Source organism: Streptomyces camelliae, assembly GCF_027625935.1.
Lineage (GTDB): Bacteria > Actinomycetota > Actinomycetes > Streptomycetales > Streptomycetaceae > Streptomyces > Streptomyces camelliae.
In genome coordinates, this window is the sequence record NZ_CP115300.1 from 4574993 (window position 1) to 4600572 (window position 25580).

20 protein-coding genes are annotated in these 25580 nt (G+C 68.3%); 5 read left to right on the forward strand and 15 right to left on the reverse strand.

Annotated features, from left to right (window positions below):
* The first annotated feature begins 169 nt into the window (after positions 1-169).
* On the forward strand, positions 170-2176 hold the full coding sequence (gene pknB, locus O1G22_RS20805) for a Stk1 family PASTA domain-containing Ser/Thr kinase (protein WP_270082720.1): 2007 nt from the start codon (positions 170-172) through the stop codon (positions 2174-2176).
* A 412-nt stretch (positions 2177-2588) separates the two neighbouring features.
* A complete protein-coding gene (locus O1G22_RS20810) occupies positions 2589-2885 on the forward strand; it encodes a restriction endonuclease (protein WP_270082721.1) in 297 nt (98 codons plus the stop codon).
* Positions 2886-2974: 89 nt separating this feature from the next.
* On the opposite strand, the gene O1G22_RS20815 is transcribed toward O1G22_RS20810, so the two are convergent.
* The 6 genes from O1G22_RS20815 to O1G22_RS20840 form a co-directional block, all read right to left on the reverse strand.
* Positions 2975-3727 (reverse strand): class E sortase, encoded by a 753-nt coding sequence (locus O1G22_RS20815; protein ID WP_270082722.1) that lies wholly within the window; start codon positions 3725-3727, stop codon positions 2975-2977.
* Between the two features lie 29 nt (positions 3728-3756).
* Positions 3757-4866, reverse strand: coding sequence for a class E sortase (locus O1G22_RS20820; RefSeq protein WP_270082723.1), 1110 nt, complete (start codon positions 4864-4866; stop codon positions 3757-3759).
* A complete protein-coding gene (locus O1G22_RS20825; protein WP_270082724.1) occupies positions 4863-5501 on the reverse strand; it encodes an aminodeoxychorismate/anthranilate synthase component II in 639 nt (212 codons plus the stop codon). The genes O1G22_RS20820 and O1G22_RS20825 overlap by 4 nt, the downstream gene beginning before the upstream one ends.
* A complete protein-coding gene (locus O1G22_RS20830) occupies positions 5498-5659 on the reverse strand; it encodes a hypothetical protein (RefSeq protein ID WP_225100338.1) in 162 nt (53 codons plus the stop codon). The genes O1G22_RS20825 and O1G22_RS20830 overlap by 4 nt, the downstream gene beginning before the upstream one ends.
* A gap of 62 nt (positions 5660-5721) precedes the next feature.
* On the reverse strand, positions 5722-6420 hold the full coding sequence (locus tag O1G22_RS20835; RefSeq protein WP_270082725.1) for a class E sortase: 699 nt from the start codon (positions 6418-6420) through the stop codon (positions 5722-5724).
* 33 nt (positions 6421-6453) lie between these two features.
* Positions 6454-7242 carry a DUF881 domain-containing protein gene (locus O1G22_RS20840; RefSeq protein WP_270082726.1) on the reverse strand — a complete coding sequence of 263 codons (789 nt, stop codon included), beginning with the start codon at positions 7240-7242 and terminating at the stop codon, positions 6454-6456.
* A gap of 102 nt (positions 7243-7344) precedes the next feature.
* Between O1G22_RS20840 and crgA the strand changes: the two genes are divergently transcribed.
* On the forward strand, positions 7345-7599 hold the full coding sequence (crgA, locus tag O1G22_RS20845) for a cell division protein CrgA (protein ID WP_270082727.1): 255 nt from the start codon (positions 7345-7347) through the stop codon (positions 7597-7599).
* 257 nt (positions 7600-7856) lie between these two features.
* Here the strand turns inward: crgA and O1G22_RS20850 are convergent, their stop codons facing one another.
* Positions 7857-8747: a rhomboid family intramembrane serine protease gene (locus O1G22_RS20850; RefSeq protein WP_270082728.1), complete on the reverse strand. Its 891-nt coding sequence runs from the start codon at positions 8745-8747 to the stop codon at positions 7857-7859.
* A 108-nt stretch (positions 8748-8855) separates the two neighbouring features.
* Complete coding sequence (locus tag O1G22_RS20855) at positions 8856-9386, reverse strand: peptidylprolyl isomerase (RefSeq protein ID WP_225100343.1); 531 nt, start codon at positions 9384-9386, stop codon at positions 8856-8858.
* 282 nt (positions 9387-9668) lie between these two features.
* Here O1G22_RS20855 and O1G22_RS20860 point away from each other — a divergent pair, with 282 nt between their 5' ends.
* Together O1G22_RS20860 and O1G22_RS20865 are read left to right on the forward strand one after the other, a co-directional pair.
* Positions 9669-10343: a DUF5324 family protein gene (locus O1G22_RS20860; protein ID WP_270082729.1), complete on the forward strand. Its 675-nt coding sequence runs from the start codon at positions 9669-9671 to the stop codon at positions 10341-10343.
* Between the two features lie 722 nt (positions 10344-11065).
* The gene (locus tag O1G22_RS20865; protein ID WP_270082730.1) at positions 11066-12217 is read left to right on the forward strand and encodes a hypothetical protein; all 1152 of its coding nucleotides are present in this window, start codon (positions 11066-11068) and stop codon (positions 12215-12217) included.
* 44 nt (positions 12218-12261) lie between these two features.
* On the opposite strand, the gene argB is transcribed toward O1G22_RS20865, so the two are convergent.
* The 7 genes from argB to O1G22_RS20900 form a co-directional block, all read right to left on the reverse strand.
* Complete coding sequence (gene argB, locus O1G22_RS20870; protein WP_270082731.1) at positions 12262-13194, reverse strand: acetylglutamate kinase; 933 nt, start codon at positions 13192-13194, stop codon at positions 12262-12264.
* Positions 13194-14939: a carbamoyltransferase N-terminal domain-containing protein gene (locus tag O1G22_RS20875; protein ID WP_270082732.1), complete on the reverse strand. Its 1746-nt coding sequence runs from the start codon at positions 14937-14939 to the stop codon at positions 13194-13196. The genes argB and O1G22_RS20875 overlap by 1 nt, the downstream gene beginning before the upstream one ends.
* A 28-nt stretch (positions 14940-14967) precedes the next feature.
* Complete coding sequence (locus O1G22_RS20880) at positions 14968-15468, reverse strand: GNAT family N-acetyltransferase (RefSeq protein WP_270082733.1); 501 nt, start codon at positions 15466-15468, stop codon at positions 14968-14970.
* Positions 15465-16328, reverse strand: a complete 864-nt coding sequence (locus O1G22_RS20885) for an SDR family NAD(P)-dependent oxidoreductase (RefSeq protein ID WP_270082734.1) — start codon at positions 16326-16328, stop codon at positions 15465-15467. The genes O1G22_RS20880 and O1G22_RS20885 overlap by 4 nt, the downstream gene beginning before the upstream one ends.
* A 24-nt stretch (positions 16329-16352) precedes the next feature.
* Complete coding sequence (locus O1G22_RS20890) at positions 16353-17219, reverse strand: class I SAM-dependent methyltransferase (protein ID WP_270082735.1); 867 nt, start codon at positions 17217-17219, stop codon at positions 16353-16355.
* Positions 17220-17324: 105 nt separating this feature from the next.
* Positions 17325-18050: a thioesterase II family protein gene (locus tag O1G22_RS20895; protein ID WP_270082736.1), complete on the reverse strand. Its 726-nt coding sequence runs from the start codon at positions 18048-18050 to the stop codon at positions 17325-17327.
* The gene (locus O1G22_RS20900; protein WP_270082737.1) at positions 18047-25540 is read right to left on the reverse strand and encodes a non-ribosomal peptide synthetase; all 7494 of its coding nucleotides are present in this window, start codon (positions 25538-25540) and stop codon (positions 18047-18049) included. The genes O1G22_RS20895 and O1G22_RS20900 overlap by 4 nt, the downstream gene beginning before the upstream one ends.
* Between the last annotated feature and the right edge of the window lie 40 nt (positions 25541-25580).

Sequence of the window (25580 nt, forward strand, 5' to 3'; positions counted from 1 at the left end):
CCGTCACGTCACCTTCACATCGTTGCACGTTGCGATACCGGTCCTGTATCGGGTTGCGGGCTTGGCCAGGTCATACAAAGCGAGCCGGGTACGGTAGGCCCGGACGGCAGCCTCCGGCCGCACACGACGGTGCGGGGCCGGGACCGACGGAGAGGGCTGGTAGGTAGCTATGGAAGAGCCGCGTCGCCTCGGCGGCCGGTACGAACTGGGCCAGGTGCTCGGTCGTGGTGGCATGGCGGAGGTCTACCTCGCGCACGACACCCGGCTCGGCCGCACCGTGGCGGTGAAGACGCTGCGCGCGGACCTCGCGCGTGATCCGTCCTTCCAGGCCCGGTTCCGCCGGGAGGCCCAGTCGGCCGCCTCGCTCAACCATCCCGCGATCGTCGCGGTCTACGACACGGGCGAGGACTACATCGACGGGGTCTCCATCCCGTACATCGTGATGGAGTACGTCGACGGTTCGACCCTGCGTGAACTTCTTCACAGCGGCCGCAAGCTCCTGCCCGAGCGCGCGATGGAGATGACCATCGGCATCCTCCAGGGCCTGGAGTACGCCCACCGCAGCGGCATCGTGCACCGCGACATCAAGCCGGCGAACGTCATGCTGACGCGCAACGGCCAGGTCAAGGTGATGGACTTCGGCATCGCCCGCGCCATGGGCGACGCCGGCATGACGATGACGCAGACGGCGGCGGTCATCGGCACGGCCCAGTACCTCTCGCCGGAGCAGGCGAAGGGCGAGCAGGTCGACGCACGCTCCGACCTGTACTCGACCGGCTGTCTGCTGTACGAGCTGCTCACGGTCCGGCCGCCCTTCGTGGGCGACTCCCCGGTGGCCGTGGCGTACCAGCACGTACGGGAAGAGCCGCAGCCGCCCTCGCTCTTCGACCCCGAGATCACCCCCGAGATGGACGCGATCGTCCTGAAGGCGCTGGTCAAGGACCCGAACTACCGCTACCAGTCGGCCGACGAGATGCGCGCCGACATCGAGGCCTGCCTGGACGGCCAGCCGGTCGGGGCGACGGCCGCGCTGGGCGCGGTGGGTTACGGCGGCTACCCCGACGACCAGCCGACGACGGCCCTGCGCCAGGACGCCGGCCCCGCCGGGGCGACCACGATGCTCCCGCCGATGAACCCGGACGACGGCAGCTACGGCTACGACGACTCCCCGGGCCGTCGGCGCCAGCAGCCGAAGAAGTCCCACACCTCCACGATCCTCCTGGTGGTCGCCGGTGTGCTGGTCCTGATCGGCGCGATCCTGATCGGCAAGTGGGCGTTCAGCGGAAACAGCGCCAACCAGTCCTTCGACGCCCCGAACTTCGTCGGCCACACCTACGCCGACGCCCAGAAGATGGCGGTCAACTCCGACCTGAAACTGGCCGCGCCCACCCGCAAGCCCTGCGACAACCAGCCGAAGGGCTCGGTCTGCTCCCAGGACCCGGCGGCGGGCTCGCAGGTGAAGAAGAACGACACGATCACGCTGGTGGTGTCGACCGGCGCGCCGAAGGTGGCGGTGCCCAGCGTCCTCGGCAAGAGCTTCGACGACGCCAAGTCGCTGCTGGAGGGCGACCAGTACAAGTTCAACGTGGTCCGCAAGGACGAGGTCTCCTCGGAGCAGCCCGGCACGGTCCTGGACCAGGACCCGAAGCTGGGCCAGGAGGTCCAGAAGGGCTCCACGATCACCCTCACCGTCGCCAAGGCGGAGGAGAAGGTGACCATCCCGGGCAACCTCGTGGGCCAGACCTGCGACGCCGCGAAGGCCGAGCTGACCCAGCTGGGCCTGGCGCCGACCTGCAACGACGTGCCCGTGACCGACCAGACCCAGGACGGCAAGGTCCAGCGGACCAACCCGGGGGCGAACGAGCAGGTCGTCAAGAACACCAACGTGGTGATCAGCGTCGGCAAGTTCCAGGGCGGCCAGACACAGGGCCAGGTGCCGAACGTCTTCGGCAAGACCCTGAAGGAAGCCCAGCAGATCCTGCAGCAGGCCGGCTTCACGCAGATCCAGGTCAACGGCCCGACCGACGACAAGGCACGGGTCCTCAACCAGACCCCGCCCGCGGGCACCCAGGGCGACCCGGCCACGACCCAGATCGTCCTGACCACCCAGGACTTCGGCGGCGGCGGCAACGGCAACAACGGCGGGACGAACGTCTTCGGCGGCACTTTCGGCTGATGCCCCGCACCACGGGAAGGGCCCTCGGATCACCTGGATCCGAGGGCCCTCTCGCTGTCGCCGTCGTGTCACCAGACCGGCGAACTGATTTCCGTCCCTATCAGTGGCCCGCAAAGCGTGGGCTGACCCCTTGGATTCAGCCCTTCTGGGCATTCGGCACCGGGGTGGAAGGAGCACGTTCCCGGCCGCGGGTCCGTTTGTGACGCGCGCGGGGTGCTCTCATCCCGTACACCATCGGCCCAGGCAGAGCCAAGCAGACGCGGACCATGGCGGCACAGGATGGGAGTTGGGGATAGTGGTGGCTCAGGCAAGCAACGCAAAGCCGCGGATGTCTGCCTAAGCTGCTGCCACCCTTGCCCCGTCAGCCGAGTTCGTATGCCCCGATCCGCCACGTCGGATCACAGACGTCATTGTGAGGCAGACACACAGGGACCGGGGCATCGACATCACGGCACGCACCTCTGACGGGCGTACGGTAGCCGTCCAGTGCAAGAATCACGCTGGCCGTCGATCCGTCCCCAGCGCCGACATGCAGAGGTTCGCCGGCGCCGCACGGGCCGTCGATCGCGTGGACGTCGCTCTCTTCGTCGCCACATGCAACTTCAGTAACGAAGCTCAGGCAATCGCCGACCTGAGCGGAGTCATCACCGTGAACCGCGACGAACTGGAGGCATGGAGCGCAGGGGCTCACCTCAAGGCGCTGCGATAGTCGCACCGAAGAGGCCCGAAGCCGCAAGAGCAAGTTGCGGCTTCGGGCCTTCGCCATGCTAAGTGACAGACCCCCTGCAAGGAGATCTGTCAGCGCAGCTCCGCCGGCAACGTCCGCTTGCTGTCCACCTTCTGCACCCGGACCAGCTCGCCCCACACCACGTACCGGTACTCCGAGGTGTACACCGGGGTGCACGTCGTCAGGGTGATGTAGTGGCCCGGCTTGGTCTTGCCGGACTCCTTCGGGATCTGGGAGATGACCTTGACGTTGTACTTCGAGGTCTCGGGGAGGATCGAGTAGACCTTGTAGACGTACCAGTCGTCCCGGGTCTCGAAGACGATCGGGTCGCCGTTCTTCAGCTTGTCGATGTTGTGGAACTTGGCGCCGTGGCCGTCGCGGTGGGCGGCGAGGGTGAAGTTGCCGTCCTTGCCGGTCATGGGGAGCGCGGCCTTGACCGGGTCGGTGTAGTAGCCGGCCACGCCGTCGTTGAGGACGTCCGTGCCCGTGCCCTTCTCGACCAGCACCACGCCGTTCTTCATCGCGGGCACGTGCAGGAAGCCGATGCCGTCCTTGGTGTCCAGCGCGCCCGGCCCGGGGTCCTTCTCCTGCGCCCAGTGCCGGCGGACCTTTTCTGCCTCTTTGTTCGCCTTGCGGTCCGCTATCACGTTCGTCCACCACAGGGAGTAGACGACGAAGAGCGCGAGCAACAGGCCCACGGTGATGAGGATTTCGCCGAAGACACTGATCGCCATCGCGATCCGGCCAGGGCGCCGGCGGCGCGCCACCGGCGCCGGCTCGGACGCGTCCGTGTGTTCTTCGGTGTCGTCGGCGGTCGCTGCCACTGTCTTCCTCTGCCCCTGTGTGATGAGCCCTACTCGATGAGCGCGTCCGGCTTGCCCTCGCTGCGCGGGCGTTCCTGGACCATCTTGCCCCAGACGATCAACCGGTACTTGCTGGTGAACTCCGGCGTGCAGGTGGTCAGGGTGATGTAGCGGCCGGGCTGGGTGAAACCGGAGCCCTTCGGGATCGGGTCCAGCACGCTGGTGTTGGACGGCGAGGTCACCGGGAGCGTCGACGTCACCTTGTACACGTAGTACGTGTCCTGCGTCTCGACCACGACCGCGTCGCCGGGCACCAGCTTGTTGATGTACCGGAACGGTTCGCCATGGGTGTTGCGGTGCGCCGCGAGCCCGAAGTTGCCGGTCTTGGCATCGGGCATCGCCGTCTTCAGCGGGGCCTCGCCGTAGTGCCCGACCATGCCTTTGTCGAGCACCTTGGCGTTGCTGACGCCCTCCGCGATCGGCGCCACCACGTCCAGCTTGGGTATGTGCAGGATCGCGAAGCCCTGCCCCGGCGCGAAGACACCCGGACTGCGCTTGCCGCTGGCCCAGTCGTCCTGGAGCTGGTGCGTCTCGCTGCCCGCCTGCGCGTGCGCACGGACGTTGGTCCACCACAGCTGGTAGGTGACGAACAGCAGCATCAGCACGCCGGTGGTGATGAACACCTCGCCGATCGCCCGGCTCGCGACCGTGGCCGGGCTGGGCCTGCGCAGCCGCGCCTGCCGCCGGGCCTCCACCCGGGACAGCGGCCGGCCGGACTCCGGCGCCGTGGCGGGCGCGATCGTCTCCCGGCTCCCGCCGTGCCGCCCGCCACCACGGCGCTTGGCGGCCTTTCTGCGGGCCGCACGGCCGCCGGCCGCGTCTCCGGTGGCGGAGGGGGCTGAAGAGCCCTCAGAACCGCGTACGGGCCCGCTCTCCGGGCCCGACAGCGGCTCAGGGGACGGGGCCGGGACCCGCAGCGCCATCGTCTTGTCGTCGAGGGGTGGCCGATACGGCTCCTCGTACTCCTCGTACTCCGCGTACTCCACGTCGTACGACCACGCGGCGGACTCCACGTCCCCCTGCCCGAGCGCACCGGAAGCCTCGTACGACTGATCCCCGTACGAGGCATCGGTCTCGCGCTCCGGGCGCAGCGCGGTCACGCCGTGGCCCTGCCCACCACCGGGGCGAGCCCCGCCGACCTCGCCACGGCACCCTCGTCGCCGCACTCCACCAGCCAGTTGGCCAGCATCCGGTGCCCGTGCTCGGTCAGCACCGACTCGGGATGGAACTGCACGCCCTCGACCGGGAGTTCACGGTGGCGCAGGCCCATGATGATGCCGTCGTGCGTCCGGGCGGTCACCTCCAGCTCGGCCGGAACCGTGGCCGGCTCGGCCGCCAGCGAGTGGTAGCGGGTCGCCGTGAAGGGCGAGGGCAGGCCCGCGAAGACGCCCTTGCCCTCGTGCTCGACCAGCGAGGTCTTGCCGTGCAGCAGCTCGGGCGCCCGGTCCACCACCCCGCCGTACGCCACCTGCATCGACTGCATACCGAGGCAGACGCCGAAGACGGGGACGCCGGTGGCCGCGCAGTGGCGCACCATCTCCACGCACACGCCCGCCTGCTCCGGCGTTCCCGGGCCGGGCGAGAGCAGCACGCCGTCGAAACCGTCCTGGGCGTGCGAGGTCGAGACCTCGTCGTTGCGCAGTACCTCGCACTCGGCACCCAGCTGATACAGGTACTGCACGAGGTTGAAGACGAAGCTGTCGTAGTTGTCGACGACGAGAATCCGCGCACTCACTGGTTGTCCACCGTCACATCGTTGAAGGGCAGCAGCGGTTCGGCCCACGGAAAGACGTACTGGAAGAGGACGTAGATCACGGCCAGAATCAGTACGAGCGAGATGAGCGCCTTCGCCCACGCGTTCCCCGGCAGATGCCGCCAGATCCAGCCGTACATGCTGTTCCTTGCCGTCCCTTCCGTATCCCCACGGCACCAGACACACGCCGTACGCCACCAGACTAACGGCGCAGCGCCTCCGGTTCGCCTGTGTCCACAGGCTGGGTGGAATCCAGGTGCGCCCAGACGATCAGCCGGTGGCTGTGCCCCCATTCGGGATCGCACGTGGTCAGGGTCAGATACCGGCCCGGACGCGCGTACCCGGACGTGCCCGGCACAGGGTCGATGACGTGGACGTCCGTCGGCACGGTTTTGTAGGGGCCTTTGTCGATCCGATACGTGAACCAGGTCGTCCCGTCCGTGAGGACCACCGCGTCACCCGGCCGCAGCTTCGGGAAGTCCAGGAACGGATCGCCGTAGGTGCGCCGGTGGCCGGCCACCGCGAAATTGCCCTCCTGACCGAGCCGCGCCGTGCCCTGGTAGTGGGCGAGCCCCTTGGCCAGCACATCCCGGCCGGTGCCCTCCAGGACGGGCTTGTTCCACGTGAAACCGAACCGCGGGATGTACATGATCGCGAAGGCCTTGCCGTAGTGGTACGGCGCCGGGTCCCCCACGGTCACCGTCTTCGTCGTCACGCCCGGCGTGTCGGCGGCCTGCTGCACGCTCCCCTTCGACCACTGCCGGTGCAGTTGGTCGATCTGGTCGTTCATGGCGCCGTCGGCCCGCACACCGGTCCAGAACAGGATGTAGGCGACGAAGAGCACGATCAGGGCGCCGACGGTGATGCACAGTTCGCTGAAGGTCCTGAGGATCACACGCACCGGCGCCTCCGGTCACGGACGGCTGACGGATGGCTACTGCACGGGCTTCGCGTAGTGCAGATCCACTGTGCCCGAGTAACCGGGAAGAGTCACCGTCCCGTCGTCGGTGACTTTCCAGCCGAGGCCATAGACGTTGACGTACACCATGTAGGTCTGGATCGCCTTGCTGTCCGCGAGCGCCTGCTGGAGCTTCCCGGAGTCGCCGATCGCCGTGATCTTGTACGGCGGTGAGTAGACGCGGCCCTGGAGGATCAGGGTGTTGCCGACGCAGCGCACGGCGCTGGTGGAGATCAGCCGCTGGTCCATGACCTTGATGCCCTTCGCGCCGCCCTGCCACAGGGCGTTCACCACGGCCTGGAGGTCCTGCTGGTGGATGACCAGGTAGTCGGGCTGGGGCGGGGGGTAGCCGGGGAGCTTGGCAGTGGCGTTGGGCGGGGCGTCATTGAGGGTGACGGTGACGCCGTGGCCGGTGAGCGGCTGGGTGCCGGCGCTCGACTCCAGCCCGGTGAGCGTGCGGTCCTGGGCCTTGCTGGTGCCGCCGTCGCTCTTGGCGAGGGACTCGACGTTCCCGCGCAGGGCCGCGTTGGACTCGTCCAGATCCTTGTTCTTGCGGCTGCGCTGCTGGATCAGGTCGGACAGCTTCAGCAGGGAGCCGTCCTGGCGGATGTCGGTGCCCTTGGCCGTGTTGAAGCTGGTGAAGAAGATCAGCCCGGCGAGGGCGAAGACGGCGGCCGTCAGAATCCGCACCGGGCGCAGACGAAGTCGGCGGCCAGTGCCGGAACCCGTTGATCCCGTCCCGGGGGAGTCGGCAGAATTGCTCAACGTACCCTTATCTCCTTCGGCGCCACGGAAGCACTACGCTAACGGACGCGCCAGACCCAGTTACCTGCGCGGCCACGCAGCGCATCGACAGGAGAGACCCTCGTGCCGAAGTCACGTATCCGCAAGAAGGCCGACTTCACGCCGCCGCCGGCGAAGCAGGCGCAGGCGATCAAGCTGAACAGTCGCGCCTGGGTCGCACCCGTCATGCTGGCCATGTTCATCATCGGCCTGGCCTGGATCGTCGTTTTCTACGTGACCGACGGCTCGCTGCCCATCGACGCGCTGGACAACTGGAACATCGTGGTCGGCTTCGGCTTCATCGCCGCCGGCTTCGGTGTCTCCACGCAGTGGAAGTAGCTCTCCCCAGGGCTATCCACTGAGTTATCCACAGGGGTTATCCACATGGGGAAAAGAAAGACGATCTGTGGATAACCCATCGAGTGTTGACGCCGGTGTGACTGCCCAACCGGTTCCCATACACCTGTTCGCCCCCTGTCTGACCTGGGAAAACACATCCGAGCGACAGGGGGCACAGCTGTGCCCGCACGCGGTGCACAAGATCCGGCACACGCTGTGGACAACGGTTCGGCAGCGGGGTCGCCGACAGGCCCCGATCAGGTGAGCTGAGCGGTCCTGACCAGCGTGAGCACCACCACGACGGCGAGGACGGCGGCACAGGCGCCGTACTGGATCAGCGTCCGCTTCTCGCGCGGGGCGTGGATCATCGCGTAGCCGACGGCGACACCGGCGACCAAGCCGCCGATGTGGGCCTGCCAGGCGATGTTCGCCCAGGTGAAGGTGATGATGAGGTTGATCACCAGCAGGCCGAGGATCGGCCGCAGGTCGTAGTTGAGGCGGCGCATCAGCACGCCGGTCGCGCCGAAGAGGCCGAAGATCGCTCCGGAGACGCCGAGGGAGGGCTGGAGAGGATCGGCGAGCAGGTAGGTGAGCGCACTGCCGGCCAGGCCCGAGACGAAGTAGAGGGAGAGATAGCGGGCCCGCCCGAGGGCCGCTTCGAGGGGGCCGCCGATCCACCACAGGCTGAGCATGTTGAACAGGATGTGGGTGATGTTGCCGTGCAGGAACATCGCGGTCAGCAGGCGGTAGTACTGCCCCTCGGCGATGCCTTGGAGGGGGCCGTACTGGACGTACGAGGCCCGCCCGATCAGCTCGAAGTGCTCGGTGAAGGTGTTGCCGACGGCCTGCTGCGCCAGGAACACGGCGATGTTGATACCGATCAGCACCTTGGTGAGCAACCGCGGGTCGGCCGTCATGGTGCCGCCGGCGATCGTGCGCGGCGTGGCCGCGGCCGGGGCGTGCCCGGTGCCGGAGCCTGCGCGCACGCACTCGGGGCACTGGAAGCCGACCGAGGCGCTGATCATGCACTCGGGGCAGATGGGGCGTTCGCAGCGGGTGCAGCGCACGCCGGTCTCGCGGTCCGGGTGGCGGTAGCACACGGGCACGCTGTGGGCGGCGCCCTGCGCGCTGCCTTCGGCCTGGTCCATCGGTTCCCCTTGCTCGTCGTGGGCCCGCCCCCCGGGCGTGCCCCGCCCCGCTCATCGTTGGTACGGACGAGCGGGGCGATTGGTTCCCTCAGGGGCCGGGGTGGGTGATCAGCCCTCGCGCGTCTCGATGACGACCGACTCGATGACGACGTCGGTGGCCGGACGGTCGTTGCGGCCGGTCTTCACGGCCGCGATCTCCTGCACGACCGCCTGGCTGGCCTTGTCGGTGACCTCGCCGAAGATGGTGTGCTTGCGGTTCAGCCACGTCGTCGGGGAGACGGTGATGAAGAACTGCGAGCCGTTGGTGCCCGGGCCGGCGTTGGCCATGGCCAGCAGGAACGGGCGGTCGAAGGACTTCTCCGGGTGGAATTCGTCCCGGAACTGGTAGCCGGGGCCGCCTATGCCGGTGCCCAGCGGGTCGCCGCCCTGGATCATGAAGCCGCTGATGACACGGTGGAAGATCGTGCCGTCGTAGAGCTTGTCCTTGCTGACGGCGCCGGTGCCCGGGTGCTTCCACTCGCGCTCGCCGCGGGCGAGCTCGACGAAGTTCTTGACCGTCTCGGGCGCGTGGTTCGGGAAGAGCTCGACCACGATGTCACCGTGGTTGGTCTTCAGGGTGGCGTACAGCTGCTCGGCCACGATCTGCCTTCCGTTGTCTTTCTGTGACGCCCCCGATCCTCGCACGGCGGTGCCGGTACGTCGCCGCCCGGCCAGGGACTTCCGCGACTTCGGCCGGGAAGGCCGCGCTCGGCACCGATCCGTGGCAGGGTCGACGGCAGGCCCGGCTTGCCCGTTATCCCCCATCGAAGGGGAATCAGCACCCATATGCCCGCCCTCGCGTGCCGCGCAGGTCTCCTGCGGGCATGATCCGTAAAAGGGTGGAAAGTCGAATGACCGTACGCCACCGAGGAGGAGGAACCCGTGACCCGCATCGACAGCGTGCGCGCCGCGACCGGCTCGGCGAAGGACAGCGTGCTGCACGCCGCGGAAGTGGTGGCGCCCTACGCCGACACGGCCAAGGAGCGTGCCGCGCTCTACGCGCACGAAGCACGCGTACGGCTGGCGCCCGTGATGTCGCAGGCCGCCGATCAGGCCCGCGTGCAGTACGACGCCCGGCTCGCCCCACGTCTGGAGCAGGCCCGTACGCATGTGCCGCCGAAGGTGGACCTCGCTGCCCACGAGGCCGCCGCCCGCACCCGCAAGGCGGCCCGGCAGGCCGCCGAGTACTCGCGTCCGAAGATCGAGCAGGCCATGGCCGCGGCCGTGCCGGTCCGTGATGAGGCAGCCGCCCGCGGAGCCGCCGCCCTGGTGGCATTGCGCGGGCAGGTCTCGGCCGAGGACATCCAGAAACTGGCCCGCAAGAACGGGCGTCGTTGCCGGGGCGCCCGCGCCGTCAAGGGGCTGGCCGTGCTGGCCCTGCTGGCCGGCGGTGCCTTCGCGGCCTGGAAGTGGTGGGACAAGCAGGCCAACCCCGACTGGCTGGTCGAACCGCCCGCCGCGACGGAGGTGCCCACGTCGGGTGGCGGCACGGTTCTGGACCCGGAGGTCCAGGCGAAGCAGGCGGAGGAGGACACTGGCGGCGAGGACCGCGAGTAACGCTCATCTGACGAACGGGCGTGTGGGGCGACGAGTGACAACTCGCCGCCCCACACGCCCGTTTCACGTGAAACCACGGCGGCCGGCGGTGCGGGGGATCTCCAGGTCCAGCAGGAGCTCACGCATGGCGGGAACGGTCCAGCGTGAGAACGGTGGCCGGCAACCACGAAGCTCAGCACATCAGTTCCTCGCGCCGTTCAGGTTCACGTACGGCGGATGAAATCTGCGCCACTACGTGATCTTTTGTGGGAACGTCAAACTGTCTCGGAATTCGAGATGCACACATCCTCTGTCTATCACGTGCCATGACTGGCGCCCGCCGCGAAAAACCCTGGAACACAGGTGAAGGCGAGCGCAATGATGAGATCACTTCGAAACTCACCCACCGGGTGGCGCCCAAAGTACCGGGCGAAGAATTCGAAACCTTTCTGGAGGGAATTCATCATGGCGAACGAGTTCGAGAACGTCGAGTCCGCCTTCGAAGTGATCGTCGATGACGAATACGCCAAGTCGCAGACCTGCCTCATACCCCCGAGCGCCTGATCGCGCCCGGGGTCGGCGTTGAGCGCCTGGCGGGTGCTCAACGCCGACCCCGGCCTCTGCGCCGACGCGGTTGTCCGGCACCCAGACAGTTGGAGGATTCGCCAGTGCACCGCAAGGTTCTCTGCCAAGTAGTCGGATACGGGCCTGCGGCACTCGGAATTCCTGTCGCCGCCGACCGCATGGGCGTACTGACGTCTCTGCTGGACGGGGGCATCGCCTTCCTGGACCGCGCCGAGAGTTCCACCGCGCTCGGCAATTCCAGATTTCCCTACGTCATCGACGCGAATTCAAAAGGTGAGGATTTCATCGCCGGCATACGCGTCGGGGGAGTCTTCGGGGAAACCCTCGACAGCGGTGCCGGGCGGACACTGAGGGACCTGCGCGATCGGCGGGTGTCGCTGTCGCTCATCGGCGCGTTCATGAACGACCTGGCCGAGACGATGGAGCGGACCGCTCCGGGGAGTGTGCGCTACGGCGCCGATGTCGCGGGTCTACGCCGCGAGTCCGACGGTACCTGGACCAGCGTCGCGCGGGACGGATCGCCACTGGTCACATCGGACTGCGTGGTGCTGGCCACCGGTGGGCACGAGGACATCCGTGCGACCGCCGCTCGGCACGGTGTTCCTGCCGAGCGGATGGTCGGCTCCGCTCAGCTGCTGCGCGGGGACTTCGACGCGGTGGCCGAGGTACTGCGCAAGGACGGCACTGCCGTCATCCTGGGCGGCTCGCACAGCGGGTTCGCCACCGCAGAGCTGCTTCTCAAGCGGTTCGGCGACAGCATTTCCCGCAACGGGCTGGCCCTGATCCACCGTGGTCTCGCCCTGTCGTACGAGAACCTGGGCGAAGCACGGTCGGCGCGGGCCGATCACGCTCAGCGGCACGAAGTGTGTCCCGAGTCCGGGAAGGTGAATCGCTTCCACGGGCTGCGGGCCGGGCCGCGGGCCCTGTGCCTGCGCGCGTTGCGGGGCCATGAACCGCGGCTGCGGCTCTACGAGAGCGGTTCTCCCTCCGCGTACGGGTTGCTCGCACGGGCGGACCTGCTCGTCCACGCGACGGGCTACCGGCCCCGGCACGTTCCTCTCTTCGGCCACGACGGGAGGCCCATCTGGCTCGGCGTCCGCGCGGGAGCGGTGGATGACCGGTGCCGGCTCGTCGACACCCGGCACAAGCCCGTACCCGGGGTGTTCGGCCTCGGTCTGGGGTACGCGCAGTCCGATGCGTGGGGGCGTCGCCGTGTCGGTGTCAACACCTTCCACGGCCCGGACTCCGAGCACATCGTCTCCCAGGTGCTGCACACGACCAGCCTCTCCGCTGCCGTAGGGACGACCTGACCCGGACCCGAGATCCTGCGCCGGGCAGCCACCTGTTCTTCCGCCTACACCTCACCAGCGCTTCCAGCCGGCGGCCTGTCTTCCCGGGGCCGCGAGGAGCAACCGTCGGACACGACGGTCGTGCCGAGCGGCTCGTCCGTGAGGGCGCCGGTGAGAACCGCGTGGGGGACCCGGCCGTCGACGATGCGTGCGCTGCGGACTCCGCCGCGCAGGGCCCTGAGGCAGCCCTCCGCTTTGGGCAGCATGCCCGAGGTGAGGCGGGGAAGCAGCGCTTCGAGCTCGGCCGCGGTCAGCCTGCTGACGATCTCGTCGTCATGGGGCCAGTCCGCGTAGAGACCCTTCACATCGGTGACCATGAGGAGGTCTCGGGCGCCGAGGCCCGCGGCGATCGCGGCTGCGGCCGTGTCGGCGTTGACGTTGTGGACAAGCCCGTCCTCGGCGCTGCGCGCCACCGGGGAGACGACGGGGATGAAGCCCTGGCCGAGCAGGGCCTCCAGCAAAGCGGTGTCCACCTTGACGATCTCGCCGACGCGGCCGATGTCAACGGGTTCTCCGCCCGCCTCCGGACGATGCCGTACCGCGGTGATGGTGTCGGCGTCCTCGCCGGAGATTCCGACCGCCAGCGGTCCGTCCCGGTTGATCAACCCGACCAGCTCCCGCTGCACTTGGCCCACAAGGACCATGCGGACGACGTCCATCGCACCAGGCGTGGTGACGCGCAGCCCCGCCCTGAACTCGTTGGCGAGACCTCGCCGGGCAAGCTCGGCGCTGATCTGCGGGCCGCCACCGTGCACGACGAGCGGCCGCAGGCCCTCGTCCCTGGCCCGGACGACATCGCGGGCGATGGCGGCCTTGAGCTCGTTGTCGACCAGGGCGCTGCCGCCGAGCTTGATGACGGTGATCGGGCCGCGGCCGCCGGCGCTGCGTGCCGCGGGCCTGGCCGGACGGCCGTGGACCGCCAGTTGGGGCTCAGACATCAGTGACGGGCCCCATCGGGATGGTCCACGGGAAGCGTGACCGCAGGAGCGGTGCGCGAGTACAGCACTCCCTCGCTCCAGATCCGGTCGACCCTGCCCCAGGCCATCGCGGACGCAACATCCGGGAAGAACCCACTGCCGTTGAGGTTGGCGCTGGTGTTGCACAGCACCGGAACTCCGCTGAGCCGGTGGTACTCGTTGAGTACCTCGGCGAGGACCGGGTCGTCTTCCTGAGCGACCGTCTGGAGCCGGGCTGTCCCGTCCAGGTGGATCACCGCGGGGATCTTCTCGGTCCAGCTCTCCCGTACCTGGTGATCGAAGAGCATGTACGGGTCGGGAGTACCGGGTTCGAAGATCTCCGGGGCCTGCTCGACCAGGCACAAGGGGGCGACCGGCCGGTAGGACTCGCGGCCCTTGATCCTGTTCAGCTCCGCCTTCATCGCCGCCGACGTCGGTGCGGCGATGATGCTCCGGGCACCGAGCGCACGCGGCCCCAGTTCCGCCCTGCCGTTGAGCAGGACGACGGGCTCCCCGCTCTCGTGCAGCAACCGCGCCAGCTGCGCGGGGTCGCAGGAGGCCGAGGTCCAGCCGTCCGGGATCTCCTCGGTGGGGGTCAGGGCGGGTCCGAGCCGCGCGTGCCACTCGATGGCGCCGAGCCCGGTGTGCCGCGCGGCGGCGAGCACGGCGCCGCCGATGGCGGAGCCGGAGTCGTTGGGGAACGGAGGCACCCAGACCTCGCTGAACAGCGGGGCACTGCGCAGTGCACTGTTCCACTTGATGTTGAGAGCACAGCCCCCGACGAAGCACAGGTTCCAGGGCCCGTCGCCCTTCCACGCCCGGATCTTGGCGGCGATGCGTTCCAGCAGCAGCTCGCCGAGGAAGGTGTGCACGCTGGCGAGCACGTCCTCGTCACTGATCCCGGAGGGCGCCACCCGCTCCCGCACCTCGTCGTAGAAGCGGTGCAGCGGCGGCATGGACCGCTCGAAGAGGCTTCCGAACCCGCCGACCGTACGGCGGTACTCGACGGCCTCGGGGCTGTCGCTCTCGAAAACCTTGTGGAAGGTTTCACGCAGGATGACCAGGACTTCCTCCCGCGCCCGCCCGAGTGCGATGTACGCCATGAGCTTTCCGGCGATCGTCAGGTCGTCCACGTTCGCCGACTGCTCGGTCCGCCGGAACGGCCCGAAGTGGTGGCCCGCCGTCGCGTAGGCGTGTCCGATCATGGGGAACAGCTCTCCGCCGTTCTCCACCCGGCCCGCTTCCACCCAGTACAGCCGCGGGAACAGTCCGCCGTCCCAGACCAGTACGAACGCCGGCTCCTGGCGCGAAGCGAAGGGGCTCGAAGCGTACGCGCTCGCCAGGTGTCCGGCGGCGTGCGGGTAGCTGGTGTATACGCAGACCTCGCCGTTGATCTTGAGGTTCCCGGTGAAACTGGGGCTGAGCAGGTCGGGGAACACCTTCGACTCGCGGTAGGGGCCGACGACCAGCGAGACGGGCGTACCGTGATCGGACAGCTCCAGTCGGCCGAGGTCGTCACCGTCCCATCCGTCCACGACCCACTCGTCGACGTCCTCGACCTTGTATCCGAAATCACCGAGAATCCGCGGGACTATGTCCAGATCCGATATCTCGCTGTAGCGCCGGCCGTTGGCGATCTTCTCGATCTCGACACTGAAGACCAATGTGTCGTCGTCGAGCAGAGCCACCGCACCGTCATGAGTGAGCTTGAGCCCGCAAATAATCATCGAAACTCCCTATCCTGTGACTCTGCTCTCAGCCGAGAACGAGAACTCTCCGATATATCGATGAGCCTTGGCGTTGCGTGAACCGGCCCCGCCAGTCTTCGGTCTCCCCGAGCGGTTCAACCTCGCGGAAGCCGTGGCGCACGAACCAGTCACCCGCGTATTTGGACGAGGCCAGAAGTGCTGAGAAGCCGAGCTGCGAACCGATGTCGGCGGCGCGTTCGACAAGAGCGCTGCCTATGCCTCTCCCCTGGTTTCCGCTGGAGATACAGAGGTTGTATATGAGCAGTTCGTCGTGGAGCGGTGTCAGTCCCACGCAACCGGCGACTGTCGTATCGCTGCGCACGACAAGGAACTCATGGACCTTCTTCGCGATCTCTCCGAGCGTTCTGGGGAGCAGCAGGTCCTGACTGGCGAAGGAGGCGGACATCTCCTCGATGAGCGGGCAGTCCGCGAGCCGGGCGCGGTGGATCGAAAAGCCGCTGAGCAGTCCTCCTTCGCCAGGAGGGCGATCCATCTCCTCCGCTTTCATCGGCTGGGCCCACTCGCGGGGAACCCGAGAGCGAGGTTCTGGTCCGTGGGCATGATCTCGATCATGTTGACGTTGACGTGCGGCGGCCTGGAGAGGCACCAGCTGACCGCCTGGGCGACGTCATCTGCCGACAGGGGGACGACGCCGTCGTAAAGCCGGTCCGCCCGGTCGGCGTCGCCGTCGAAGCGCACCAGCGCGAACTCCGTCTTCGCCATCCCCGGCGCGACGCAGCTCACCCGCACCCCGGTCCCATGCAGGTCGGCGCACATGTTCAGGGTCAGCTGATGGACGAACGCCTTGGTGGCGCCGTAGACGTTGCCGCCGAGGTACGGGTAGGTGGCGGCGATCGAGCCCACGTTCACGATGTGTCCGGCACCGCGGGCCACGAGACGAGGCAGGATGAGATCGGTGACGTTGAGAAGGCCGAGAATGTTCGTGTCGACCATCTCCCGCCAGAGGCTCCGGTCGCCGGATTGAATGGGCTCCAGGCCCTTCGACAGGCCAGCGTTGTTGACCAGTGCCGACACGTTCCGGTATTCCTCCGGCAGTTCCTCGAAGGCCTTCGCGAGAGCGTCGGCATTCCGCACGTCCGCCACCAGCGGCCAGATCTTCAACTGCGGGTCATGACTGGCCAGAGACTCCAGGCGGTCCGCTCTGCGTGCGACAGCGACAACGGGGTGGCCCTCTTCGGCCAGCACCTGCGCGGTCCTCGCGCCGAACCCCGACGAAGCGCCTGTCACAACGACGGCACCACGGCTCTCATGCGTCATCGTGCTGTTCTCCCCTGCACCATCAAATGCGCCATCAGATCCGATGAGACTTCGGTGCGGGTGGCGGAGACACCAAAACGCCTCCGCCACCGGCAGTTTCGGGCTCGGTATGCCTCAGCGGGCCGGCTTCACGGCCTCCACGAGCAGGTGGTAGCCGAGGTGGTTGAACGGCGGAACGTCGCTGAGCTTCAGCTCCAGCGAGCGGACCGTGCCGGCCACCCCGCTGTCGCGCAGCACCTCGTCCGCCAGCCAGGCGGAGATGGTGGAATTGCCCCGCAGATGCGTCACCACCATGCCAGCGGTGGCAAAGAGGGCGTTCAGGTCCTGCGGGCTGAAGCTGTACCAGGGCGCGACGTACTCCTCGCCGCTCCGCGTCTGGGTGAAGCGCAGCTCCTTGCTCTCCACGTCGGTGATGTCCACCGCCGCGAAGCGGTCGCCCTGGAAGAACTGCTCGATCAGCGAGTTCTTCACCCCGATGAGCATGCGCCCACCGGGACGGAGCACACGGGCCGCCTCGGCGAAGACCTTCTCCCGGTCGTCGACCGGAATGTGCATGAGCGCGAGCATGCTCGTCACGACGTCGAAGGAACCGTCCTCGAACGGAAGGTTCGCCATGTCGCCCTCGTTCAGCGAAGCCTGGAGGTTCTCCTTGTCGAGCTTCTCCTGCAGGACATCGAGCATCGCCCGGGAGATGTCCAGGCCGCTCACCTCCGCACCGAGCGCGGCCATCGGAACCGTGAACCGGCCGGTACCGCATCCCATGTCGAGGACCCGCTGGCCCGGCCGCACCTTGCTGAAGATGAAGTCCCGCTCCGCCTGGGTGAACATGTCGTCCGCGGGGCCCGCGCCGGGGATCCGCTCGTCGTACTCGGCCGCCACCTGCTGGTAGACGGAACGGACCGTCGCCTTCTGGGCCGCGGCGACGGAGCCGTTCAGGTCGGCACCGGCGATCTCGCTCTTCTCCGAAACCTGGCTGGACATATGAATCTCCTCTTTCGTTCGTTCTTGCTATCCGAGTGCATGTGAAATTCCGGTCATTCTTCGCCGACCACTACGGGTTCCGGCGTCAGACCGAAGTCAGGGGTTTCAGATCCGCTGCACCTGACGCGCGATGTGCTGAAGCAGCGGTTGGGGTCTGCTCTGGGGGAATTCGTGGTTCCCGAGGAGTTCCACGGTTTGCGCGGAGCTCGTGGCGTAGTCCGCCCAGGAGCCCGCGGGCACGTCGTCGGCGTCGCCGTAGTAGGCGACGGCCGCACTGGCGACCGGCGACGCGGGCGGAACGTACCCGTCGAGCATCGCCAGGTCCACGAGCATCGCCTCAAGACCGAGTTCGACGAGTTCATCGAAGAGCTCTCCCGGATCCACCCCCGTCGCCCTGACCAGCCCGCGTATCTCCGCCCGCAGTTCCGCCTCCTCGATGTCGCGGCGCGGCATCGGCTGTGCCGGTGCCGGCGGCGCGCAGGCCGCGGTCAGCAACAGGTCCACGTCCTTCCTGCGTGCCGCCACCTCCAACGCGAGCAGCGCACCGAGGCTGTGCCCGAAGAACACCGGCCGCTGGATCCGCGCCGCGGCCAGCGCGTCGCCGACCTCGTCGGCGGCCGCGGAGAGGGTCCGGCAGGGCTCGTCCCGGTATCTGCTCCCCCTTCCGGGGAGGCAGACGGCGTGCACCCGCCACATGGCCGGAAGCAGGCCCTTCCAGGAGTGGAAGTACGTCGGGCCGCAGCCCGCGCCGGGAACGACCACCAGGTCGAGGGCAGGTTCGGGCGCATCCTGCAAGCAGACCAGCGCCGGATGCCGAGTTGCCGGGTTCATCGGGCGTCCTCCGCGGGCTGCGGCAGACACGCTGCGAGCTGCTGAGGGGTCTTGTGGCGGAACACGTCCCGGATCGAGAGGTTCAGTCCCAGCTCACGCAGATCCCGTACGGACATGGCGGCGGTGAGGGAGTCACCGCCCGCGGCGAAGAAGTCGTCGTCCCTGCCGAGGGCGGCGACGCCCAGCCTGGAGCCCATCACCCGGGCGATCACGTCGGCGTGATCACCGGCCGGTGCGCCGGGGGCCTCGGCGGAGAGCGGAACGTACGCCCGCAGTGAATCGGGCAGCGCGGAGAGGCTCACCTTCCCGCTCACCGACCGCGTGAGGTCGGTGAGGTAGACGAACTCACGCGGGACCATGAAGTCGGGGAGCCGGCCGGCGAGGCTGTCCCGCAGCACCGAGGTGAGCTTGCGTTCCATCCACGGTGCCAGCAGCCGGATCGCCGGGACCGAGGCCCGCCCGGAGCGGGTGAGCGGATCGCTTGCCGTGAAGTGGCCGAGCCGGCCCGGCGGGGAGAAGGAGACGTCCATGGTTCCGTAGGCATCGCCCTGGCCCCATCCGATTCTGGTCGTCCAGCCGTAGCGTTCACCGAGGGCCCACAGCGCCTCGGGGTCGATCCCCCGCAAGTCGGCCGGCCGTTCTTCGCCGGCGACGGTGAACCCGTACGCGTCCCGCAGTCGCAGCGCCTCCTCAAGCCGGGCATTGGGCACGCGGCGGTATCCGAAGGGCTCTTCCTCGGCGGCGAGTCGTGCCTCGATCTGCCGAAGACCCGGAACTTTGGTCTCCCACGCGGTTGCGCCGGGTTCGTTCGCGCAGCCGACGTGGAGGATCGCGTCGTACCGGAACAGGGTCATCTCGTTGGGCGAGGTGCCACGGCGCGGTGCGATCTCGACCCCGGTGATTCTCGGGAGGCGGTCGAGCAGCGAAACGAAATACCGGGGGTCGATGCTCAGCTCCCCGTCGGCCTGGATCGCCTGGGCGACCTGGTCCGCGAGTTGCACATCCGGGTCGGCGCCGCTCCTCAGGAACTGCCGGAGGCTGAAGAACGCTTCGAGCAGCGCCCCGTTCCGCAGGTCGCCCAGGAAGATGTGTCCGCCCGCCGTCAGTCGGGACAGGGCCTCCTCGATGACCTGCTCCAGGTACATCAGGGAAGGGAAGTACTGGGCCACCGAGTTGATCACCACGGTGTCGTACTCGCCCTCCACCAGCCCCGCGGCGCCGAGCGCTTCGGCCCGTCCGACCACCAGCTGCGGCGGCCTGGGGTCGCTCGCCCGCACCTCATCGGCTATGCGGTTCAGCAGTTCGACGGAGGGTTCGGAGAAGTCCGTCGCCACGTACACCGACAGGTCGGCCCGTTCGCAGAGGGGACGTACGAGCAGTCCGGTTCCCGCTCCGATCTCCAGAAGACGGCCGGGTTCCAGCCCCACGATGCGGTCGATCGTGGTGGAGACCCATTCCCGCATCTGCGGTGCCGGGATGTCCTGGTCGGTGAAACTGTCGGTCCAGCCCTTGATCGCCGCATCCGCGTCCTGCGCCGCGGACTTGACGGTCTCGTGCGTGTTCTCGAACACCGACAGCCACGAGTCGACGAACGCCGCGCGTTCCGCGGGCATGTCGATCCGCTGGTCGGGAACGACGTACGCGATGAGGCGGGGCCGGCCGTGCTGATCGGGCCGGGCCGCCACCGCGACGTCCCGCACACAGGGGTGCCCCAGCAGCGCCGACTCGATCTCACCGGGCTCGATCCGGTACCCCCGGATCTTCACCTGCTGGTCCGCACGTCCCAGGAACTCCACGTCCCCGTCCACGGTGAACCGGCCCAGATCACCCGTCCGGTACATCCGCGCACCGGGCTCGTCACCATAGGGATTCGGCACGAACCGCTCAGCCGTCTGCGCCGGATCACCCACATATCCCACCGCCAGCTGCGGCCCCGACAGGTACAGCTCACCCACCACGCCCGGCGGCACCAGCTCACCCCGCGCGTCCAGGATGAGCACCTGCGTGTTGGCCAACGGCCGCCCGATCACCGGCACCGTCCCCTCGGCGATCACCGCTTGCACGGACGCGACGGTGAACTCGGTGGGGCCGTACAGGTTGACCGCCAGCACTCCGGGATCGGAACCGAGCCGCGACCACAGCGACGGCCGCACCGCCTCCCCGCCCAGCAGTATCAGTGAGGGACGGTGTTCGCCGTCCAGGAGACCGAACTCGACGAGCTGTTCCGCGAAGGACGGCGGAACGTTGAGCACGTCGATCGTGTGCTGCCGGGTGAACTCGACGAGCGCCTCGGCGTCGGTGCGGGTCTCCTCGCCCACGATGGTCAGTTCATGTCCCGCGATCAGCCACAGCAGTTGGTCCCAGGCCGCGTCGAAGGCGAAGGACGCGGTGTGCGCGACACGCAGTCGCCGGCCGTCCGGGACGGGCCGCGCGCTGTGGGTGGCGAGCAGGTTCGCCAGCGCATCGTGCGAGACGAGGACGCCCTTGGGTACGCCGGTCGATCCGGAGGTGAACGCCAGGTAGGCGGGATCCGACGGCGAAGGGCCGGGCGGTGGGGTGACATCGAGGTCGTCGGCTGGACCGGGGAAGGCGATCGTGGTCGTGCTCTCCAGCCGGGGGTCCGGGGCGTCGGCGACCGACCGGCGTGCGCCGGCCAGGGCCAGCATCGCCTCCACCCGCTCCCGCGGGTGTGCCGGGTCGAGCGGCAGCGCGACCGCGCCGGACGACATGATGCCGAGCAGCCCGACGACCAGCTCCGCCGTTCGTCGTGTGGACAACGCGACGACGTCGCCGGGGACCGTTCCGTCCTGGCGGAGGCGAGCGGCGAGCCGGTCCATGGCCTGCTCCAGCTCGGCCAGGCTCCAGGCCCGGTCCTCGTCCACCAGCGCGATCTGGTCCGGACATGCCCGCACCCGGGCCCGCAGGGCGTCGATGACGGTACCGGCCGTGACCGGTACGCGGACACCGCGGCCGTACTCCCGCAGCAGCCTGTGCGCCGCGGCGTCCGACAGCAGGGGAAGCTCGGACACCTGCCGGCCCGCGTCCCGGACGACCTCGTGCAGGAGCGTCTGGAAACACTCGGCCAGATGCCTGATGCTCGCGGGCTCGAAGAGGTCGGCGTCATAGCCGAGCTCGCCCTGCAGGCCGCCGCCGTGGCGCGTGAGGTCGAGCGAGAGGTCGAACCGACTGCTGGCGACATCCACGTGGTACTGGCTGACGGAAATTCCGTCGAGTCTCAGATCGGCGGCCGCTTCTCCTTCGAGCAGCTGACAGGTGACCTGCACCAGCGGATTGATCCCGAGGGTGCGAGCGGGGTTCAGCGCTTCGACCAGCCGGTCGAACGGCACGTCCTGGTGGGCGTAGGCCGACAGGATGGCCTGGCGGACCCGGGAAAGGAGTTGCTCGAAGGTGGGATCGTCACGGAGGTCCCCACGGACCGGGAGGGTGTTGACGAAGAAGCCGATCAGCCCTTCGAGTTCCGCGCGGGTCCGGCCCGCGACGGGGACGCCCACCAGCAGATCGCGCTGTCCGCTCCACCGGGACACGAGGACCTGGAAGGCGGCCAGGAGGACGTTGAACAGGGTGTTGCGGTGGCGGAGTCCGAGTTCGGCCAGCGCCTCGGTCATGTCAGGCGGGACGGTGAAGCGGACGGTGCCGCCCTTGCCCGTGCGCACGGGCGGGCGCGAGTGGTCCAGGGGCAGTTCGAGGGTGACCGGCGCCCCGGTCAGTTCGTCCACGTAGTGCCGCAGCTGCCCGGCGAGTTCCGTCTGGCGCTGCGGGTCCCGCTCCCAGGCGGCGAAGTCCAGGTACTGGATGCGCGGCCTGGGCAGATCCGAAACGCGCCCCTCGGCGTGGGCCCGGTACAGCTCGGAGATCTCCGAGAGGATGACCTTGACCGACCATCCGTCGCAGGCGATGTGATGGATGCCGAAGACCAGCAGGTGCTCCTGTGGCGCGAGTTTCACGACGGCTGCCTCGAAGACCGGGCCGCGGGACAGGTCGTACTCCCGCGCTCGGACGTCGAGAACGAATGCACGGGCCCGTTCCGCCGCCTGCTCGGCGGCCAGAGCGCTGAGGTCCAGGACGGCGATGTCGGGCCGCCAGTCGCGGTCGACGGTCTGGAGCGGGAAACGGTCGCCTGCCCTGTAGGTGGTCTGGAGCACCTCGTGCCGGACCACCATGGCCGTGATCGCCTTGGACATGGCGGCGATGTCGAGCGGGCCGTCGAGCCGGAAGGCTTCGACCATGTTGTACGTCGCGCTCTCCGGCGCGGCCTGCTGGACGAACCAGAGGCGCTGCTGCGCGAAGGACATGATGTCCGACGCACGCTCCGGCAGTACCGGAATCGATTCCTCCGACGCCGGCCCGCTCTGGACGAGAGCGGCGAGTCCGGCCACCGTGGGGTTCTCGAACAGCTCCTGGAGCGAGACCTTCGTGCCCATGACCGTGAGGATCCGGGTCGCGAGGCGTACCGCGGCGAGCGAATGGCCGCCGAGGTGGAAGAAATCGTCCCGGCTTCCGACGTTCTCCACGCCCAGGACCTCGGCGAAGAGTTCGGCGATGACCTGCTCCGCGCCGGGCCGTGGGGCGACGTAATCGACGTGGAAGGATTCTTCGCCGGGTTCGGGTAGATCGGCGGCGGAAACCTTTCCGCTCACGTTGTGCGGAATTTCCGGCACCTGGACGAAAGCGCTGGGAACCATGTAGTCGGGAAGGAGCCCGGCCGAGTAGTCGCGCAGTTCCGAGGAGGTGACAGCTGTGGTCACGACGTACGCGATGAGGCGGGGCCGGCCGTGCTGATCGGGCCGGGCCGCCACCGCGACGTCCCGCACACAGGGGTGCCCCAGCAGCGCCGACTCGATCTCACCGGGCTCGATCCGGTACCCCCGGATCTTCACCTGCTGGTCCGCACGTCCCAGGAACTCCACGTCCCCGTCCACGGTGAACCGGCCCAGATCACCCGTCCGGTACATCCGCGCACCGGGCTCGTCACCATAGGGATTCGGCACGAACCGCTCAGCCGTCTGCGCCGGATCACCCACATATCCCACCGCCAGCTGCGGCCCCGACAGGTACAGCTCACCCACCACGCCCGGCGGCACCAGCTCACCCCGCGCGTCCAGGATGAGCACCTGCGTGTTGGCCAACGGCCGCCCGATCACCGGCACCGTCCCCTCGGCGATCGTCTTGCCCAGGGCGTCCACAGTGAACTCGGTGGGACCGTACAGGTTGACCGCAAGCACTCCGGGATCGGAACCGAGCCGCGACCACAGCGACGGCCGCACCGCCTCCCCGCCCAGGACCATCAGTGAGGGACGGTGTCCGCCGTCCAGGAGACCGAACTCGACGAGCTGCTCAAGCTGGGACGGCGTCGACTCCAGTACGTCGATGCGCTCCTGGCGAAGGAACGCGAGCAGCATCTGCGTGTCCCGGCAGGTCTCGTCGTCCACGACCAGCAGCCGGTGCCCGTTGACCATCCACAGCAACTGGTCCCAGCTCGCGTCGAAGGAGACGGAGAGGGTGTGCGCCACCCGCAGCCGGACGTCCCCGGCAAAGTGGGCCATGGCCGCGAAGTGGGAGTTCCGGTGTGAACAGAACAGGTTCGCCAAGGAGTCGTGCCTGATCAGCACCCCCTTGGGGAGCCCGGTCGAACCCGAGGTGAAGACGATGTAGGCGAGGTCCGAGGGCTGCGGAAGCGCGAGGTCCAACGGCTGGGCGAGAGGTGCCAGACCGTTCAGGTCAAGGCGTGGCACCTCGGATGCGATCGCCTCGGGACCGACCCCGGAGTCGACCACGAGCAGCCTGACCCCGGCCGCTTCGGTCATGTGGCGGAACCGCTCGGGTGAGGGTCTGGCGTCCAGCGGTACCAGCACGGCGCCGGCCCTGATGATTCCCAGCATGCCGATGAAGAGACGCCCCGACCGCCCGGCCATGAGGCCCACGCAGTCACCTCGGCCGACGCCCCGGCGGCCGAGTTCAGCGGCGACCGCGTCGACAGCACCGCTCAGTTCGCTGAACGTCCACTGGCGATCCGCGTCCTCAAGCGCGATCTCCTGCGGCTGTGCGGCTACCTGCTCGTGGAAGAAGCCGAGAACGGTGGCACCGTCGGGAACGGCGACCGAGGGTCCGCACCCGTACTGGTCGAGCACCACACGCTCGGTCCCGGGGCGCAGCAGGGGCAGCTCCGAGACGCGTGCCGAGTCGGATGCGGCGAACGCCGTCAGCAGGGTGAGGAAGTAGTCCGCGAACCTGGAGACGGTTTCCGCCTCGAACAGGTCGGCGCTGTAGTTGAAGGAGCCGCGCAGGCCCTGTTCGTCGTGGACCATGTCGAGCGAGAGGTCGAAGAACGTCGTCTGCTGCGGCGTCAGGACCTTCTCGGCCCTGGCTCCGTCCAGCAGCAGTTCCCCGGAGAACTCGGAGTCCAGGAGCTGGAACATCACCTGCACCAGCGGGTTGACACCGGAGACGCGATCCGGGTTCAGGGCTTCGACGATCTGTTCGAACGGAAGCTCGCCGTGTTCCTGGCCGGCGAGAACGTTCTCCCTGGTCCGCGTGACGAACTCACGGACGGTTGGGTTGTTGCGCAGGTCCCCGCGGATCGCCAGCGTGTTGACGAACATGCCGATGAGGGATTGCGTGCCCTCCTGGGTGCGCCCGCTCAGCGGGATGCCCACCACCAGGTCCTGTGCACCGGTCAGCCGGGACAGAAAGGTCTGGAAGGAGGCGAGAAGCACCATGAACAGGGAGGATTTGCAGCTGCTGCCGAGCGCCTGCAGGCCCTTGACGACGGCTTCCGGCACGGTGAACTCGCAGGTGCCCGACGCGGGGAAGAGAGCCGTTGTGCGCGCCTTGTCCGCCGGTAGTTGGAGCAGGGCCGGCACACCCGAGAGATGGCCGGTCCAGTAGTCGAGGTACTCGGCCGTGCGCTCGGCGTCGAGGAGTTCACGCTCCCAGACGGCGAAATCGGCATACTGCAGGTCCGGTTCGGCCAGCCCGGCGGGCGTTCCGCCCCGTTCGGCGCGGTACAGCTCGGACAGCTCGGACAGCAGCAGGCCCATGGACCAGCCGTCGCAGGCGATGTGGTGGGCCGACACGACCAGGACGTGGTCCTGCGGGGCGAGACGGCCGAGCCGGAGGCGGAGCATGGGGCCGGTTGCGAGGTCGAAGGGCTCGTCGACCACCTGGTCCACGAACTCCCTGACCGCGCCTTCGCCGTCCTGGGCGAAATCCTTCTCCTTGTCGCTCAGTACGAGCACGCCGGAGGACTCGCAGTCGGCGGGCGCGTCCTCGACCACCTGGAGCAGCACGCCCGCCGCCTCGACGAAACGGGTGCGGAAGGAATCGTGCCGGGCTACCAGCGCGTCCACGGCACGGGAGAGCGCCTCGAAGTCCAGCGGCCCCGACACCCGGAAGGCCTCTGTCAGGTTGTACGCGGTCCCCTCGGGCTCCATCCCCTGGAGGAACCAGATCCGCTGTTGGGCGGACGACATGGGGAAACTGTTTTCTGGCATCTCAGGCACAACCTGGTCC